The following is a 14,504-nucleotide window of genomic DNA, read 5'->3' on the forward strand; positions in this document are numbered from 1 at the left end:
TCACATGAAGATCCCCCTCGATCTGGCCCGCACCCTGCTCGCCGTCGTCGACGCCGGCACCCTCGAGGCCGCCGCCCGAGACCTGCGCCTCACGCCCTCGGCGGTGAGCCAGCGAGTGAAGGCGCTCGAGCAGCGACTCGGACGCGTGCTGCTCGTGCGCTCCAAGCCGGTTCGGGCGACGGATGCCGGTGCCGCCGTCGTGCGGCTCGCCCGCCAGACCGCCCTGCTCGAGCACGATGCGCTCGCCGCCGTCGGGCTCGACGAGGAGCAGGTGACGCGCATGCCGCTCGCGGTGAACGCCGACAGCCTGGCCACGTGGATCCTGCCGCCGCTCGCGCGCGTGGCCGCATCCGTTCCCGTGGTGTTCGACCTGCACCGCGAGGACCAGGACTACACGGCCGAGCTCCTCGAGACCGGGGCCGTCATGGCAGCCGTCACTTCGCGCGAGGCGCCCGTGGCCGGGTGCACGTCGAGCCGTCTCGGGGCGATGCGGTACCTGGCCGTCGCCTCGCCGGCATTCCGCGACCGCTGGCTGCCGGGTGATCAGGGCAGCCCGGGGCATCCGGATGCCGCGGACTACGCGCTGGCTCCCAGCGTCTACTTCGACCGCCGCGACGACCTGCAGGCGCTCGCGCTGCGCGAGTACGGCGTGCTCACCGACCCGCCGCTGCATTACGTGCCGGCATCCGCCGACTTCGCCCGGGCAGTGCTGCTCGGGATGGGCTGGGGGATGCTGCCGGAGGCCCAGTGCGCCGAGGCCCTCGCGGCCGGCGAGCTGGTGCGGCTGCAACCGCACCGGTCGATCGACGTGCCGCTGTACTGGCAGCAGTGGAACCTGCGCTCCGAGCTGCTCACCGCCGTCGCCGACGCTGTGGCGGATGCCGCGCGCGAGGCGCTGCGGCCCTGAGGCTCGCCGCCGGGCGCCCTGCACACTCGCCCGTTCCCGGGCGTAGGACCTATGCGAACAGGCGCTGCAGGCGCTGCACGCCCTCGAGCAGCGGCTCGTCGCCGAGCGCGTAGCTGAGGCGCAGGAATCCGCTCGGCCCGAAGGCCTCGCCGGGAACCACGGCCACTTCGGCCTTCTCGAGGATGAGGTCGGCGAGCTCGAGCGAGGTCGTCGGGGTGACGCCGTGCCACTCGCGGCCGAGCAGGCCGGAGACGTCGGGGTAGACGTAGAACGCGCCCTCGGGGGTCGGCGTGACGATGCCGGGGATCTTGTTGAGCTCGGCGACGATCGTCTTGCGACGGCGGTCGAAGGCCTGGCGCATCACCTCGACGGTGTCCTGCGGGCCGGTGAGGGCCGCGATCGCCGCACGCTGCGAGATGTTCGACACGTTGCTCGACAGGTGCGACTGCAGGTTGGCGGCTCCCTTGATGGCGTCGGCGGGGCCGACCATCCACCCCACACGCCATCCGGTCATGGCGTAGGTCTTGGCCACCCCGTTCACCAGGATGGTGCGGTCGGCGAGGGCGGGAACGGCCTCGACGATCGAGACGGCCTTGACGCCGTCGTAGACCAGGTTCTGATAGATCTCGTCGGTGATCACCCAGAGGCCGTTGGCCTCGGCCCACTCGCCGATGGCCTTCGTCTGCTCGGGGGAGTAGACGGCACCCGTGGGGTTCGAGGGCGACACGAAGAGCAGCGCCTTGGTGCGCTCGGTGCGTGCTGCTTCGAGCTGGTCGACCGTGACCAGGTAGCCCTGCTCGCTGCCGGCGAAGACGTCGACCTGAACGCCGTCGGCGAGCTTGATGGCCTCGGGATAGGTGGTCCAGTACGGCGTCGGGACGAGCACCTCGTCGCCCGGGTCGAGCAGCGTCTGGAACGCCTGGTAGACGGCCTGCTTGCCGCCGTTGGTCACGATGACCTGGCTGGGCGAGACCTCGAGCCCCGAGTCGCGCAGGGTCTTCGCCGCGATCGCCTCACGCAGCTCGGGCAGGCCGGCCGCCGGCGTGTACCGGTAGTTCTTGGGGTCGTGCACGGCCGCGAGGGCCGCCTCGACGATGTGCGCGGGAGTCGCGAAGTCGGGCTCGCCCGCGGCGTAGCTGATCACCGGTCGCCCGGCGGCCTGCAGGGCCTTCGCCTTGGCATCGACCTTGAGGGTCGCCGATTCGGCGATCGCGGAGATTTTGGAGGAGATTCGACGCTGTTCAGCCACGGTCCAATCCTAGCCACGGGCCTCGCCTGTGACGGGGGATGCCGTCGGTCAGAAGGTCCGCAGATAACCCCATCGCCAGGACAGAGCGTGCAGCGCACGTTCATCGAGGCTGGGCTCGAGCAGCAGCATCCGCTGGGCGAAGACCGGATACAGACTGTCGTCGACTGCTTCGCTCCACGCGGCTTCGACGGTGTCGGATGCCGCGACGACACGTCGCACCTCGGTCAGCAACGTCTCACCCGCCGAGCCGGGCACGAGCGCCAGCACCGCCTCCGCGTCGGCGGTCGGCGTGCGCTCCGCACCATGGCCCGTGTACGCGACGATCCCGGCCGTGAGTCCGATGGTGCCGTCTCCGGCCCCTGTCGCTCCCTTCTGCGCCCGTCGCTCCTGTCGCCGCGCATCAAGACGCGCTCCGGCGCGCAGACGCTTCAGGAAGTCGTCGTAGGCGGCACTCTCATCGGCGTACATGCGTTCGCTCACGGACGCCTCGCGCTCGTCGATCGAGAACACCAGGAAGCCGCCATCGACCCGCCGGATGCCGACCTCGTCGGGTCGGCGCTGTTCGTCGTCGAGCAGTCGGTACTTCGTGAGGCCTTCGGACGCGATGATCCGCTTCACGTCGGAGAGAGTCGTCACGGTGTCTCCTGCTCAGCTCGAATCAACGGGAGGAGGATCATGCGGGACTCGAAGAACTCGTCGGCATCCATGGTGTGCATCCTCTCGCCTGCTGCGCCGTCAGACCGGTGTGCCGCGGTTCCAACCCGGCTCTTGGAGCAGCAGGTCGTCATGCTCCCGCCGCCGGCACTCCTCCACGAACGGGATCGCCGATGACGGATCATCGAGAAAGTGTGCGTACCGCGCGTCGGTCACGGCGTAGTACTCGTTGTAGTCGGCTACGCCGATACTCACAAGGATTGCCACGTAGCGGCGTCCGGAGCGCTCGTCCACCCCGAGCGAGAAGCGCTCGGCGCGGGAGAAGTACTCGTCGCGTGGCTCCACTCCGATCCCTCCAGTCATCGAGCACCGCCCGCTCGAATCTGGCAACCGCTTCCGCGCTCGGTCATAGCAGGCTGGCTTTGCCTGAGTGGAGCCCCGTTCGGCATCATCGCCAGAGGTCGGGCTCGCGCTGTGCCAGTTCGTTCCACACGCGCAGGCGGTGGATGAAATCGGTCAGCGCGGCATCCTCCGTCTGGTGACGGATGCGGGACCCGTCGACCTCCTCGGCGCGCTCTCCGGTGTCGAACACGTCGAAGCCGCTGTCGTGCTCGACGATGACGACCGCGTTGGTCTTGCGGGTCGGCTCGTCGAACCACACCGACCGGGTGAGGCCCTCTTCGGCGATGATCCTGAGGGCGTCTGCTCTGATCATCGGCCGGTGCTCCCCACGGTCGGACGGATCTCCTGCAGGATGCCCAGGCGCAGGAGGTAACTGACGGGCAGGGAGAGTGTCAGCATCGAGGCGCCTCCGGGCTCTCCGAACGCAGGAGCCACGGTGCCGACCCAGATCTGGCGGTCCCAGCCGAAGTAGTGGATGTCGACGAGGGCGTCGATGTTCTGGCGCAGCTCAGCATCCGTGGACCGGTCGTAGGCGGCGCGCAGGTCGGTGGGATCGCCGATCACCGCGTACTGGTGGTACTGCGCTGGATCCTCGACCCACGGCAGCGCCCTCTGCGGGTAGGAGTAGGGAACGCCTCCGACGACGGGGTAGACGAATCGGCTGGTGGGCGGCCCGTACTGGTCCCAGATCTCGGCCCCGCGCGGAAGCGGTGGCTCCGTGAAGCCGTTGCCGTCTGCATCCAGCCACAAGCCCTGTTCAGGCATCACACACCCTGTTCTCTCGCGCCGAGACGCTGTTCGCGCTCAACCTGCCGCTCAGCTCGTCGGCGAGCAGCCTCGCGATTGTTCGCTCGAAGTCGTTTGAGGAACTCGGTATAAGCCTCTGTCTCGTCCGCGAAGACGCGCTCGTTCAGCGACGCCGCCCGCTCGTCGGTTGTGAAGACCTGCAGCCCGCCCGGGTCCTGCCGGATTCCGATCTCCCGCTCGCGCAGTCCGTGGTCGTCGAAAAGGTTGAAATGCGCCAATCCCTCGTCGGCAATGACACGGTGAACGTCACTCAAGGTCGTCACTTGACCTCCTTCAGGATGCCCAGCTGTTCGAGTTGCTTGACAGGCATCGGCATGTGGATCTGATCGATTCCGCCTGAGCTGCCGAAGCCGGGCGCGATCGGGCCGCGCTCGACGTTGGTGTTGAGTCCGTACTGTTCGATCGAGGCGACGATCGAGTCCTTCACGGGACCGGCAGGGAGCTCGTCGATGGCCTGGGGGATCTCACTGAACGGACGTTGCACCGTGTACTGGTGGTAGTGCGCCGGGTCTTCGACGAAGGGCAACGAGCGCTGCGAGTGCGGATGCGCGGGGCCGTCGGCTGGCACGGGCGAGGTGTACAGGCCGTCAGCAGGACCGTAGCGATCGATACGTTCGTCGATCTGGGGAACATAGTCGGACTTGACAGGCTTGCCGTCGACGATGACGTATCCACCCTGCGGCACCTCCTCGGTCCACCTGATGTTTCCGTCGGAATCGAGGAATTCCGGGCGCCTCGGGATCTGCTCGCCTGGCGGCCATGTGCCATCAATGGCGAAGTCACGCGCGTAGTCGGGGTCGATGTTCTCGAGGTACTTCGTCAGATCGGCGTCGCTGACGGCGCTTCGCGAGAGCGAGTCGTTGACGTGGGGAGGATTCGCGGCCGGATACCGACGCCCAGGGGGAGCGTCAGGAGCCCGGGGGGAGAAGGGGCCCGGAATCGTCGGGGTCTTGCTGCTCGGAATGGCGGGGGTCTTGGTGCCGGGAAGCATCCGGCCGGCTGCTGCGTCGAAGCGCTTGAAGAGCGTGGCGAGCTGGTCGATCAGCTTGGTGAGCTGCTTCGCCGACTCGAGCAGGCGGGTGACGGTCTTGCCGATGCGGGCCGAGAGGGAGGAGACGCGGCTGGTGGCCTGCGAGATGATCAGCGGGGTCGCCGTGCCGAGGGTGATGACCAGCGTGGCGGCGTAGCTGATGACGGAGCCGACGATCTGGGCGATCGCGTCACGGGTGAGGTCGTGCACGATCTTGACGATGGTCGCGGCGATGTTCATGCCGACGCCGATCGCCTCGGCCCAGCCGCCCGCAGCCCGGAGGTGTTCGGCCGTCTCCTGCTGGAAGCGACGGTAGGCGTCGATCGCGTCGCCCTCCGAGGCGTCGAGGTCGCCCAGAACGCTCACGAGGTTGTCGCCGGATGCGGCGAGGGATGCCCCGATGTTGGCCCAGGTCGCGGCGAACCCGGCGACTTCGCCGGCGTCGCCTGTGAGGTCGTTCAGCCACCCCTTGAGGGGCTCGAGATGCTCCATGATCCAGCCGAGACCCGCGGCGATCAGCGACCCCAACGGGTCCATGACGGCGGCGACGGTGTCGGCGATGGCGGAGAACGCCGCGAGGCCGCCGGAGACCCAGTCGCCCGACTGGATGGCCTGGACGAGGGCTTCGCCGTCTTCGAGCAGGAACGTCCCCGAGAACGGGGTCGACATGTCGACGGATGCCGCGACGAGCGAGTTCGCAGCCATCAACGCACCTGGTCGACAGCGTTGAGGAGCGGCGCGAGTTCCTCGGTGATGTGGCTCTCGAGGGCCGTGAAGTCCGATCCGACGCCGCGGATCTCGCGGGCGCTGCGCTCGACGAGAGCGCCGGCGGTGCCGATCATGCTGCTGGCGACCCCGGTGATCATCGTGGCCGGGGCGACGAGGAAGCTGCACATGAGCCCGAAGGCACCACCGCCCAGGTTCATCGAGCCGGCGGCATCCTTCGCGTTACGAACGTCGGAGGCCACGGTGCCGACCCTCGTGGCGTGCTGCTGGATGCGATCGAAGTCGATCGAGATGCGGTCGCTCATCGGTACCCCAGAGTCGTGTCGTCGGTGGCGGGCGGCATCCGTTCCTCGACCTCTGCCCGGAGATGCGCCGTCACCTCGGACTCCTCACCGAAAGCATCGGCTGCGATGGCGACGGCACGGTCGCCGGCCTGTCGCTGGGCTGATGCCGCAGCCTTGAGAACGGCCTGCGAGAGCGCATCGGACCGGAGCGTGCGGGCGGCGGACTCGAACTCGATGTTCGTGAGGCGGCCGGTGGCGTCGACCTCGACCGTCACCTCACCACCCGGCGAACTCGCGCGCGCTCGCAGCGCATCGACATCACGGCGCACGTCCTCTGCGCGCTCGGCTCGCTCCGCCGCTTCAGCGATCTGTGCGTTGACCCGCGCGATGGCCGCGTCGGGATCCCCCCAGATATTGCCCCCAGTGGCGCCGTCAGGATCGATGAACGTCATTCAGCGATGATAACCACGGGGACGGCATCCGTCGCGGTTTTACTCTCTCCGTCCCGTCGCGTACACTTGTGCATGTTGTGAATTCAGCAAGATTCTCTGCGCCCTTTTTCGGGTCGCTGGAGAATCGCGCAGGGCTCGCGATCTACGGCATCCGACGGATGCCATAGGGCGGTGGCTCAATTGGTAGAGCAGCGGTCTCCAAAACCGCAGGTTGCAGGTTCAAGTCCTGTCCGCCCTGCAAGTCGGTGCTGACGTACCGGCCCACGAAAGGTGTAACTGAGGTGGCCCGAAAAGTTATCGACGAGCCGAGCGAAGATGTCGTCGCCAACGCCAAGCGCGACCGCGACTCCAAGCGCGGTCCGTTCGCCCGTATGGCGCTCTTCATCCGCCAGGTCTTCGGGGAACTGAAGAAGGTCGTCACCCCGACCCGCAAGGAACTGTTCAGCTACACGGGCGTCGTGCTGGTCTTCGTGGTCATCATGATGGCGCTCGTCTCCGGGCTGGACTGGGTGTTCGCCCTCGTGGTCGCCTACGTGTTCGGAACCCCTCAGTAACGACAGACGAGTTCGACACCGCAGCCGTCAGCGGCTGCACGGGCAGGCATCGCACGGATGTACGCACAACCTAAGGATTGAGAGCAAGTGGCTAAGACTGAGCACGACGACGTCGACTGGGCAACGGCTGCAGAGCAGTCGTCCGAGGACGACGAGGCGCAGGAGGGCAACACCCTCGCGCACGACGAGGACTCCGTAGAGGCCGCCGAGCACTCCGCGATCCACATCGAGGACGACGCCGACAACGTCGAGATCGACCTGGATGCCGCGCTCGACGCCATCGCGGACAGCAACGACCCCGAGGCTGACGCCGTCGTCGACGACGCCCTCGAGATCGACTCCGCCGACGAGGCTGAGGCCGCCCTCGAGGCGACCGAGGACGCCGCAGAGGTGTTCGCCGAGGAGGACGCTGCCGAGGCCGACGCCGAGCCCGCCGAGGTCGACCCCTACGAGGAGTTCCGCCAGGAGCTGCGCTTCCAGCCCGGCAAGTGGTACGTCATCCACTCCTACGCCGGCTTCGAGCGCCGCGTGAAGCAGAACATCGAGAACCGTCGCCAGTCGATGGCCATGGAGGACTACGTCTTCCAGGTCGAGGTTCCGATGGAGGACGTCGTCGAGATCAAGAACGGCCAGCGCAAGATGGTCACCCGCGTGCGCATCCCCGGATACGTGCTCGTGCGCATGGACCTCAACGAGGACAGCTGGTCGGTCGTGCGCCACACCCCCGGTGTCACCGGCTTCGTGGGCAACTCGCACAACCCGACGCCGCTCCGCTTCGAAGAGGCATTCGGCATGCTGAAGAGCCTCGTGCAGATCGTCGAGGCCCCCGCGGCCAAGGGCGGATCGTCACGCGGCGGTGCGACCCAGTCCCGCGTCATCGCGGCCGAGGTCGACTTCGAGATCGGCGAGACCATCACGATCAAGGAAGGCTCGTTCGCGGGCCTGCCCGGTTCGATCAGCGAGATCAAGCCCGAGAGCGGCAAGCTCACCGTGCTCGTCTCCCTGTTCGAGCGCGAGACCCCGGTCGAGCTCAGCTTCGACCAGGTCACCAAGCTCTAAGCAATTTCGCAGGGCGACCTCGATAGAATCGAAGGTCGCGTTCGCGCAGACAGATCACCGCCGTCCAGATCGGGCGCGCGGGAGAGTGCTCCGGCATGCGGAGCGTTCGTCAAGGAAAGAGAGAAAACAATGGCACCGAAGAAGAAGGTCACTGGTCTGATCAAGCTTCAGATCAAGGCCGGCGCAGCCAACCCGGCCCCGCCCATCGGCCCGGCTCTGGGTCAGCACGGCGTGAACATCATGGAGTTCTGCAAGGCCTACAACGCGGCGACCGAGTCGCAGCGCGGCAATGTCGTCCCCGTCGAGATCACCGTCTACGAGGACCGCTCGTTCACGTTCATCCTGAAGACCCCGCCCGCCGCCGAGCTCATCAAGAAGGCCGCCGGCGTCGCCAAGGGTTCGGGTACCCCGCACACCGTCAAGGTCGCGAAGCTCTCGCAGGCCCAGGTGCGCGAGATCGCCGAGGCCAAGATGGTCGACCTGAACGCCAACGACCTCGACGCTGCGTCGAAGATCATCGCCGGCACCGCTCGCTCGATGGGCATCACGGTCGAGTAATCGACCTCCACAAGACATTTCGTGGCAGCGCCCGCCAGGCGCAGACGACCACACTCTCTCAAGGAGAAACAACATGGCACAGAAGTCAAAGGCCTACCGCGCCGCGGCCGAGAAGATCGAAGACGGCAAGTTCTACACCCCCACCGAGGCAGTGACGCTCGCTCGCGAGACCGGCTCCGCCAAGTTCAACTCGACCGTCGAGGTCGCGCTGAAGCTCGGTGTCGACCCGCGCAAGGCGGACCAGATGGTGCGCGGCACCGTCATCCTCCCGCACGGAACCGGCAAGACCGCCCGCGTCATCGTGTTCGCGACCGGCCCCGCCGCTGAGGCTGCCATCGCAGCAGGCGCTGACGAGGTCGGCGGCGCCGAGCTCATCCAGAAGGTCGCCGACGGCTACACCTCCTTCGACTCGGCGGTCTCGACCCCTGAGCTCATGGGCCAGGTCGGCCGCCTCGGAAAGGTGCTCGGCCCCCGCGGCCTCATGCCCAACCCGAAGACCGGAACCGTCACGCCCGACGTGGCCAAGGCCGTCTCCGACATCAAGGGCGGAAAGATCGAGTTCCGCGTCGACAAGCACGCCAACGTGCACTTCGTCGTGGGCAAGGCCGGCTTCACCGCCGAGCAGCTCGACGAGAACATCAAGACCGCTCTCGAGGAGATCGTCCGCCTCAAGCCGTCGAGCGCCAAGGGCCGTTACATCCAGAAGGGCGCCGTGTCGACCACGTTCGGCCCCGGCATCCCGCTGGACATCAACGCTCTGTAAGCATCAGCTCGCAGTACCTGGAAGGGCCCGCCGGTTTCGGCGGGCCCTTCCTGCATTCCGCAGGCAGGTGGCAGGATGACGGCATGGGTGCGCTCGACGACTACCTGGCGACCCTCGATGGGGCGGACCGCGACGTGCTGAGCGGCATCCGGGATCGAGCCATCGAGATCGTTCCGGATGCCGAACAGGGGATGAGCTACGGCATGGCCGCTCTCCGCTACAGGGGCAGGCCGCTCATCAGTGTGCGTGCGACGGCGAAGCACCTGTCGGTGTTCCCGTTCAGCCCCGAGGCCGTCGAGGCTGTGGCGGGCGCTCTCGCCGGCTACTCGTTGTCGAAGGGCACGATCCGGTTCAGCGCTGAGAAGCCGTTGCCCGACGACGTCGTGACGCGGCTGGTCATCGCGCGGCGCGACGAGATCGACCAGGCGCTCGGCGACGCACCGGCTCGCTGACCGCCCTGAGTGCAGTCCGGCTGACCGCATCGTCGCCGCCTGTCAATCCCTAGAGGCGATCGTCTCCGATGCGTAGCGTCGATGATGAGAGACGGCATCCGTCTCACGAGAGGAGGGCGCCATGAGCGACCCCACGACAGCGGACGAGCCCGACGTGCTCGAGCAGCCGGACGCGACAGTGCAGCCAGACGGCAGCGACAAGGAGCCCGTCGAGGCCGACTGGCGCCAGACGGAGCCCGACGACACGTTGGGCCTGTCAGCGAAGGACGGCGATCCGATGGATGACTCGACCCCGGTCGACAACCTCGAATGAAGACCTCCGGGTGGTCCGCCTCCCGTCGGACCACCCGGTTGCTGGAGCGCCCGCGCGACTCCAGCATGATGCCCCCGACAGTTCAGGGTCGGGGGCATCACCTCTGCCGGCTCCGCTCGCTGACTCGCGCACGACCGAAGCGAACCCGAAACGCTTCGGCTGCAGCGGATGTTCAGCGGGCGGGACGGTTCAGCGGACCGCGGAGGAGTGCGTCCGCAGTCTCTCCGCCACCTCCACCGCATCGCCGGCGGGGGCCGTCGACTTGCGGTCGGGGCGGGCGATGAAGAGGTAGAGCAGCCCGGTCACGAGTACGACGCCCAGGCCGATGATGACGACGTAGTCGGTGAAGAAGTCTCCCGACGTTCCGGGCGTGGCCAGGAGCACCATGGCGAAGATGCCGTAGGCGAGGGCCACGATGTTCACCACGAAGCCGAGGGCGCCGAGGGAGAACGGTCCGGCAGGCTTCCAGCCCTTGAAGCGCTGGCGAAGGGCCGCGAGCACGACCATCTGGAACGCCACGTAGATGCCGAGCACGGCGAACGATGTGACGGGCACCAGCAGGTCGGCGTTGATCCAGACCAGGACGGCTATGAGGGCCGGGATGGTGCAGGCCACGATCAGCGCGTTGGTGGGCACCTTGGCTCCGGCCGAGACCTTCGAGAGCCAGGCGTGACCGGGGATCATGCCGTCGCGGGCGAAGGAGAACAGCAGTCGGCTGGCGGCAGCCTGCAGGCTGAGCACGCACGACAGGAACGCCGTGATGGCGATCACGAGGAAGACCTTGGCGCCCACGACGCCGAGCGATGCCTCGAGGATGCCCGGGATGGGATCGGCGTCCTCCCCGGCGACGATCGAGGCCAGGTCGGGGGCGGCCAGGACGTAGCCGCCGAAGGCGAACAGTGCCGAGACGCCTCCGACGAGGATCGTCATGATCATGGCCACCGGGATGCGCTTGGCCGGGTTCTCCACCTCCTCGGCCACGTCGCCGCAGGCCTCGAAGCCGTAGAAGAGGAACAGGCCGGCGAGGGCTGCTCCGAGGAAGGCCGGCCCGTAGCTGCCGTCGCCTTCCACGCCCATGGTGTCGAAGAAGACGCTGAACTCCTGGTGGCGCTGGAAGATGAGCAGGTACAGCCCCACGCCGATCACGCCCACGAGTTCGGCGGCGAGGCCGATGCGGGCGACGCGGGCCAACGACTTCGTGCCGGTGAAGTTGATCAGCAGTGCCACGACGAGGAACGCGAGAGTGATGAGCAGCGTCGAGGTGGGGTTCGCCTCGATGCCGAACAGGCTCGCGGCGAAGCCGGATCCGAACTCGGCCACGGCGGTGATCGTCACGATCATGGCCCAGATGTAGACCCACGCCGCCATCCAGGCGTAGCGGCGGCCCCAGAGCCGCCGCGTCCACGGGTAGATGCCGCCGTGGATCGGGTACTGCGACACGACCTCGCCGAACACGAGAGACACGAGCAGCTGGCCGGCGCCGACGATGATGATCCACCAGATGGAGGGCGGTCCGCCGACGCTCAGGGCCAGCGCGAACAGCGAGTAGACGCCCACCAGCGGCGACAGATAGGTGAAGCCGAGGGCGAAGTTCGCCCAGAGTGACATCGACCGGTTGAAGGAATCCTCGTAGCCGAGCACGCTCAGGTGCTCCTGATCGGTGATCGCCTCGCGTGGTTGCTGTTCTAGGGACATCGTGACCTTTCGGTGAAAGCCGAGAGGAGCTGCGGATGCCACCGGCATCCGTCACCACCTCACTGTGTGTGCCGCAACGATAGCGAATCATCCGGTCGCAAAGCTATAGCGCCGGATGATTGATTTCGCGCAATTCGACGTCACGAGATTCGCGCAGGAGGGAATGCCTGTGCTGGGCTGGAGGTTTCCTTCGGGGGCGCGGAACTCGTGCCTCCAGCTCCACAGATCGGACACCCCCTCCTCATGCGTCGCTCCCCCCTCGCCGTTCTCGCCGCAGCAGCGGCCGTCGCCATCGCCCTCACGGGGTGCTCCACTGGCGGATCGTCCGACGGTTCGAGCAGCGGCGACGACTACGGCCTCGTCACGGCGGGCACGCTCACGGTCGCGACGGAGGGCACCTACCGCCCGTTCAGCTTCCACGAGAACGGCGCCGGCGACCTGACCGGCTACGACGTCGACATCATCAAGGCCGTCGCGAAGGAGCTCGACCTGAAGGTCGTGTTCCAGGAGACCCAGTGGGACGCCATCTTCGCCGGGCTCGACTCCGGGCGCACCGACCTCATCGCCAACCAGGTGTCGATCAACCCGGAGCGCGAGGAGAAGTACCTCTTCAGCACCCCGTACAGCACGTCGCCCGGCGTGCTCGTGGTCAAGGACACCACCACCGACATCACCGACTTCGCCGATCTCGACGGCAAGAAGTCGGCCCAGTCGCTCACCAGCAACTGGTACGCCCTCGCCGAGGAGAACGGTGCAGACGTCGAGGCCGTGGAGGGCTGGGCGCAGGCCGTGGCACTGCTCGAGCAGGGTCGCGTCGACGCGACCATCAATGACAAGCTGACCTACCTCGACTACGTGAACACGAAGGGCGACAGCGGCATCCGCGTCGCGGCCGAGACCGACGACCCGTCGCTCAGCGCCTTCGCGCTCGCGAAGGACAAGACGAAGCTCGTCGCGGCCATCGACGGCGCCCTCGAAGACCTGACCGCCGACGGCACCATCGCGTCGATCGGCGAGAAGTACTTCGGCGCGGACGTGTCGAAGTAGCCCATGCCGCCTGCTCCACGTTGTAGCCTGCGCTGATGGACGACCGGTTGCAGCTGCTCCTCGACTCGTTCTGGCCGATCGTCTGGGGCGGCATCACGGGCACCATCCCGCTGGCCCTCATCTCGTTCGCCATCGGGATCGTGATCGCGCTCGTCATCGCGCTCATGCGGCTCTCGAAGAACCGCGTGCTGTCGGGCATCGCCCGCGTCTACATCTCGATCATCCGCGGGACGCCGCTTCTGGTGCAGCTGTTCGTGATCTTCTACGGCCTGCCGACGATCGGTTGGGTCATCAACCCGTGGCCGAGCGCGGTCATAGCGTTCTCTCTGAACGTGGGCGGCTATGCGGCCGAGGTGATCCGCGCCGCGATCCTCAGCGTTCCGAAGGGGCAGTGGGAGGCCGGCTACACGATCGGCATGTCGAGCACGCAGACGCTGCGCCGGATCATCCTGCCCCAGGCCGCCCGCGTGGCGGTGCCGCCGCTGTCGAACACGTTCATCTCGCTGGTGAAGGACACGTCGCTCGCCTCGGTCATCCTCGTCACCGAGCTGTTCCGCGTCGCCCAGAACATCGCGGCGTTCAGCAGCGAGTTCCTGATCGTCTACATGGAGGCGGGTCTCGTGTACTGGCTCATCTGCCTGGTGCTCTCGAGCGGGCAGGGCAGGCTCGAGAAGAGATTGGATCGCTATGTCGCCCACTGACGATGCACTGCTCGCGGTCTCGGGGCTGCGCAAGAGTTTCGGGGAGAACGAGGTTCTCCACTCCATCGACCTCGAGGTGCGCCGCGGAGAGGTCGTCGTGCTGATCGGCCCGAGCGGATCGGGGAAGACCACCGTACTGCGCTCGTTGAACGGACTGGAGACGCCGGACGCCGGAGTCGTGGCGTTCGCGCACGGCCCGTCCGTCGACTTCTCCCAGCCGGTGTCGAAGGCCGAGCGCGACTCCCTGCGCAATCGCTCGGCGATGGTGTTCCAGCAGCACAACCTGTTCCCGCACCGCACCGTGCTCGAGAACGTCATCGAGGGCCCCGTGCAGGTGCAGAGGGTGCGGCGAGCGGATGCCGTCTCCCAGGCGGAGGCCCTGCTCGAGCGCGTCGGACTCGCCGAGAAGCGCGACGCCTACCCCCACGAGCTCTCGGGCGGCCAGCAGCAGCGCGTCGGCATCGTGCGAGCGCTGGCGCTGAAGCCCGACCTGCTGCTCTTCGACGAGCCGACCAGCGCGCTCGATCCCGAGCTCGTGGGCGATGTGCTGGGAGTCATGAAGGGTCTGGCCGACGAGGGCTGGACCATGGTCGTCGTCACCCACGAGCTGAGCTTCGCGCGTCAGGTGGCTGACGAGGTGCTGTTCATGGACGGCGGCGTGATCGTGGAGCGCGGTGCGCCGGCGCAGCTGTTCACAGCGCCGACGCACGAGCGCACGCGGAAGTTCCTCGACCGCATCCTCCGCCCCCTGGACTGAGCGGCCCCGCCGGCAGAGCGACGCGAGCGCAGCGAGTGCCGCGAAGCCGAGGACGTGGCGCGGGGTTCCTCGGCTTCGACGGCGACTCCGTCGC

20 protein-coding genes and 1 tRNA gene are annotated in these 14,504 nt (G+C 67.4%); 11 read left to right on the plus strand and 10 right to left on the minus strand.

Translation table 11 applies throughout. From position 1 onward, the window contains the following. Positions 1 to 4: 4 nt before the first annotated feature. Positions 5 to 907: a LysR family transcriptional regulator ArgP gene (locus tag E4M00_RS11135; RefSeq protein WP_135120612.1), complete on the plus strand. Its 903-nt coding sequence runs from the start codon at positions 5 to 7 to the stop codon at positions 905 to 907. Positions 908 to 956: 49 nt separating this feature from the next. Here the strand turns inward: E4M00_RS11135 and E4M00_RS11140 are convergent, their stop codons facing one another. The 9 genes from E4M00_RS11140 to E4M00_RS11180 all read right to left on the minus strand — a co-directional run bounded on the left by E4M00_RS11140 (position 957) and on the right by E4M00_RS11180 (position 6,511). Continuing rightward, the gene (locus E4M00_RS11140; protein WP_135120613.1) at positions 957 to 2,156 is read right to left on the minus strand and encodes a pyridoxal phosphate-dependent aminotransferase; all 1,200 of its coding nucleotides are present in this window, start codon (positions 2,154 to 2,156) and stop codon (positions 957 to 959) included. Positions 2,157 to 2,204: 48 nt separating this feature from the next. Then, the gene (locus E4M00_RS11145) at positions 2,205 to 2,792 is read right to left on the minus strand and encodes a hypothetical protein (protein WP_135120614.1); all 588 of its coding nucleotides are present in this window, start codon (positions 2,790 to 2,792) and stop codon (positions 2,205 to 2,207) included. A gap of 99 nt (positions 2,793 to 2,891) precedes the next feature. Beyond that, positions 2,892 to 3,155, minus strand: coding sequence for a hypothetical protein (locus tag E4M00_RS11150; protein ID WP_135120615.1), 264 nt, complete (start codon positions 3,153 to 3,155; stop codon positions 2,892 to 2,894). A 103-nt stretch (positions 3,156 to 3,258) separates the two neighbouring features. After that, a complete protein-coding gene (locus E4M00_RS11155; protein ID WP_135120616.1) occupies positions 3,259 to 3,525 on the minus strand; it encodes a hypothetical protein in 267 nt (88 codons plus the stop codon). Then, on the minus strand, positions 3,522 to 3,977 hold the full coding sequence (locus E4M00_RS11160) for a glycohydrolase toxin TNT-related protein (protein WP_135120617.1): 456 nt from the start codon (positions 3,975 to 3,977) through the stop codon (positions 3,522 to 3,524). The genes E4M00_RS11155 and E4M00_RS11160 overlap by 4 nt, the downstream gene beginning before the upstream one ends. Further along, on the minus strand, positions 3,977 to 4,282 hold the full coding sequence (locus tag E4M00_RS11165; RefSeq protein ID WP_135120618.1) for a hypothetical protein: 306 nt from the start codon (positions 4,280 to 4,282) through the stop codon (positions 3,977 to 3,979). The genes E4M00_RS11160 and E4M00_RS11165 overlap by 1 nt, the downstream gene beginning before the upstream one ends. Continuing rightward, complete coding sequence (locus tag E4M00_RS11170) at positions 4,279 to 5,754, minus strand: glycohydrolase toxin TNT-related protein (protein ID WP_135120619.1); 1,476 nt, start codon at positions 5,752 to 5,754, stop codon at positions 4,279 to 4,281. Before E4M00_RS11170 ends, E4M00_RS11165 begins: the two co-directional genes overlap by 4 nt. Further along, positions 5,754 to 6,080: a hypothetical protein gene (locus E4M00_RS11175; RefSeq protein WP_135120620.1), complete on the minus strand. Its 327-nt coding sequence runs from the start codon at positions 6,078 to 6,080 to the stop codon at positions 5,754 to 5,756. Before E4M00_RS11175 ends, E4M00_RS11170 begins: the two co-directional genes overlap by 1 nt. Then, complete coding sequence (locus E4M00_RS11180; protein ID WP_135120621.1) at positions 6,077 to 6,511, minus strand: YbaB/EbfC family nucleoid-associated protein; 435 nt, start codon at positions 6,509 to 6,511, stop codon at positions 6,077 to 6,079. The genes E4M00_RS11175 and E4M00_RS11180 overlap by 4 nt, the downstream gene beginning before the upstream one ends. Positions 6,512 to 6,676: 165 nt before the next feature. Here E4M00_RS11180 and E4M00_RS11185 point away from each other — a divergent pair. The 7 genes from E4M00_RS11185 (at position 6,677) to E4M00_RS11215 (ending at position 10,210) form a co-directional block, all read left to right on the plus strand. Beyond that, a tRNA-Trp gene (locus E4M00_RS11185) sits at positions 6,677 to 6,749 on the plus strand. A 43-nt stretch (positions 6,750 to 6,792) separates the two neighbouring features. Continuing rightward, on the plus strand, positions 6,793 to 7,065 hold the full coding sequence (gene secE / locus E4M00_RS11190) for a preprotein translocase subunit SecE (RefSeq protein ID WP_056169155.1): 273 nt from the start codon (positions 6,793 to 6,795) through the stop codon (positions 7,063 to 7,065). Positions 7,066 to 7,152: 87 nt separating this feature from the next. Beyond that, the gene (nusG, locus tag E4M00_RS11195; protein ID WP_056169153.1) at positions 7,153 to 8,124 is read left to right on the plus strand and encodes a transcription termination/antitermination protein NusG; all 972 of its coding nucleotides are present in this window, start codon (positions 7,153 to 7,155) and stop codon (positions 8,122 to 8,124) included. A 129-nt stretch (positions 8,125 to 8,253) separates the two neighbouring features. Continuing rightward, on the plus strand, positions 8,254 to 8,682 hold the full coding sequence (rplK, locus tag E4M00_RS11200) for a 50S ribosomal protein L11 (protein ID WP_055909661.1): 429 nt from the start codon (positions 8,254 to 8,256) through the stop codon (positions 8,680 to 8,682). A 73-nt stretch (positions 8,683 to 8,755) separates the two neighbouring features. Continuing rightward, the gene (rplA, locus tag E4M00_RS11205; RefSeq protein WP_055824575.1) at positions 8,756 to 9,445 is read left to right on the plus strand and encodes a 50S ribosomal protein L1; all 690 of its coding nucleotides are present in this window, start codon (positions 8,756 to 8,758) and stop codon (positions 9,443 to 9,445) included. Positions 9,446 to 9,528: 83 nt separating this feature from the next. Then, positions 9,529 to 9,897: an iron chaperone gene (locus tag E4M00_RS11210; RefSeq protein WP_135120622.1), complete on the plus strand. Its 369-nt coding sequence runs from the start codon at positions 9,529 to 9,531 to the stop codon at positions 9,895 to 9,897. Positions 9,898 to 10,018: 121 nt separating this feature from the next. Beyond that, positions 10,019 to 10,210, plus strand: coding sequence for a hypothetical protein (locus E4M00_RS11215; protein WP_056169147.1), 192 nt, complete (start codon positions 10,019 to 10,021; stop codon positions 10,208 to 10,210). Positions 10,211 to 10,399: 189 nt separating this feature from the next. On the opposite strand, the gene E4M00_RS11220 is transcribed toward E4M00_RS11215, so the two are convergent. Next, positions 10,400 to 11,905 (minus strand): APC family permease, encoded by a 1,506-nt coding sequence (locus E4M00_RS11220; protein WP_135120623.1) that lies wholly within the window; start codon positions 11,903 to 11,905, stop codon positions 10,400 to 10,402. Between the two features lie 243 nt (positions 11,906 to 12,148). Between E4M00_RS11220 and E4M00_RS11225 the strand changes: the two genes are divergently transcribed. Genes E4M00_RS11225 through E4M00_RS11235 form a run of 3 tightly spaced genes read left to right on the plus strand, consistent with a single transcriptional unit; the run spans position 12,149 to position 14,410 of the window. Further along, positions 12,149 to 12,952, plus strand: a complete 804-nt coding sequence (locus E4M00_RS11225; protein WP_135120624.1) for an amino acid ABC transporter substrate-binding protein — start codon at positions 12,149 to 12,151, stop codon at positions 12,950 to 12,952. Positions 12,953 to 12,987: 35 nt separating this feature from the next. Continuing rightward, positions 12,988 to 13,653, plus strand: a complete 666-nt coding sequence (locus E4M00_RS11230; RefSeq protein WP_135120625.1) for an amino acid ABC transporter permease — start codon at positions 12,988 to 12,990, stop codon at positions 13,651 to 13,653. Further along, on the plus strand, positions 13,640 to 14,410 hold the full coding sequence (locus tag E4M00_RS11235) for an amino acid ABC transporter ATP-binding protein (protein WP_135120626.1): 771 nt from the start codon (positions 13,640 to 13,642) through the stop codon (positions 14,408 to 14,410). The genes E4M00_RS11230 and E4M00_RS11235 overlap by 14 nt, the downstream gene beginning before the upstream one ends. The last annotated feature ends 94 nt before the right edge of the window (positions 14,411 to 14,504 follow it).

This window comes from Orlajensenia leifsoniae (genome assembly GCF_004570845.1).
GTDB classification, from domain to species: Bacteria; Actinomycetota; Actinomycetes; order Actinomycetales; family Microbacteriaceae; genus Orlajensenia; species Orlajensenia leifsoniae.

What these genes read in the sequence shown, in the direction of transcription:
- E4M00_RS11135 (WP_135120612.1), top strand. Translation starts at nt 5, where the DNA reads ATGAAGATCCCCCTCGATCTGGCCCGCACCCTGCTCGCCGTCGTCGAC.
- E4M00_RS11155 (WP_135120616.1), bottom strand. Translation starts at nt 3,525, where the DNA reads ATGATCAGAGCAGACGCCCTCAGGATCATCGCCGAAGAGGGCCTCACC.
- E4M00_RS11160 (WP_135120617.1), bottom strand. Translation starts at nt 3,977, where the DNA reads ATGCCTGAACAGGGCTTGTGGCTGGATGCAGACGGCAACGGCTTCACG.
- E4M00_RS11170 (WP_135120619.1), bottom strand. Translation starts at nt 5,754, where the DNA reads ATGGCTGCGAACTCGCTCGTCGCGGCATCCGTCGACATGTCGACCCCG.
- E4M00_RS11175 (WP_135120620.1), bottom strand. Translation starts at nt 6,080, where the DNA reads ATGAGCGACCGCATCTCGATCGACTTCGATCGCATCCAGCAGCACGCC.
- E4M00_RS11180 (WP_135120621.1), bottom strand. Translation starts at nt 6,511, where the DNA reads ATGACGTTCATCGATCCTGACGGCGCCACTGGGGGCAATATCTGGGGG.
- rplK (WP_055909661.1), top strand. Translation starts at nt 8,254, where the DNA reads ATGGCACCGAAGAAGAAGGTCACTGGTCTGATCAAGCTTCAGATCAAG.
- rplA (WP_055824575.1), top strand. Translation starts at nt 8,756, where the DNA reads ATGGCACAGAAGTCAAAGGCCTACCGCGCCGCGGCCGAGAAGATCGAA.
- E4M00_RS11210 (WP_135120622.1), top strand. Translation starts at nt 9,529, where the DNA reads ATGGGTGCGCTCGACGACTACCTGGCGACCCTCGATGGGGCGGACCGC.
- E4M00_RS11215 (WP_056169147.1), top strand. Translation starts at nt 10,019, where the DNA reads ATGAGCGACCCCACGACAGCGGACGAGCCCGACGTGCTCGAGCAGCCG.
- E4M00_RS11220 (WP_135120623.1), bottom strand. Translation starts at nt 11,905, where the DNA reads ATGTCCCTAGAACAGCAACCACGCGAGGCGATCACCGATCAGGAGCAC.
- E4M00_RS11225 (WP_135120624.1), top strand. Translation starts at nt 12,149, where the DNA reads ATGCGTCGCTCCCCCCTCGCCGTTCTCGCCGCAGCAGCGGCCGTCGCC.
- E4M00_RS11230 (WP_135120625.1), top strand. Translation starts at nt 12,988, where the DNA reads ATGGACGACCGGTTGCAGCTGCTCCTCGACTCGTTCTGGCCGATCGTC.
- E4M00_RS11235 (WP_135120626.1), top strand. Translation starts at nt 13,640, where the DNA reads ATGTCGCCCACTGACGATGCACTGCTCGCGGTCTCGGGGCTGCGCAAG.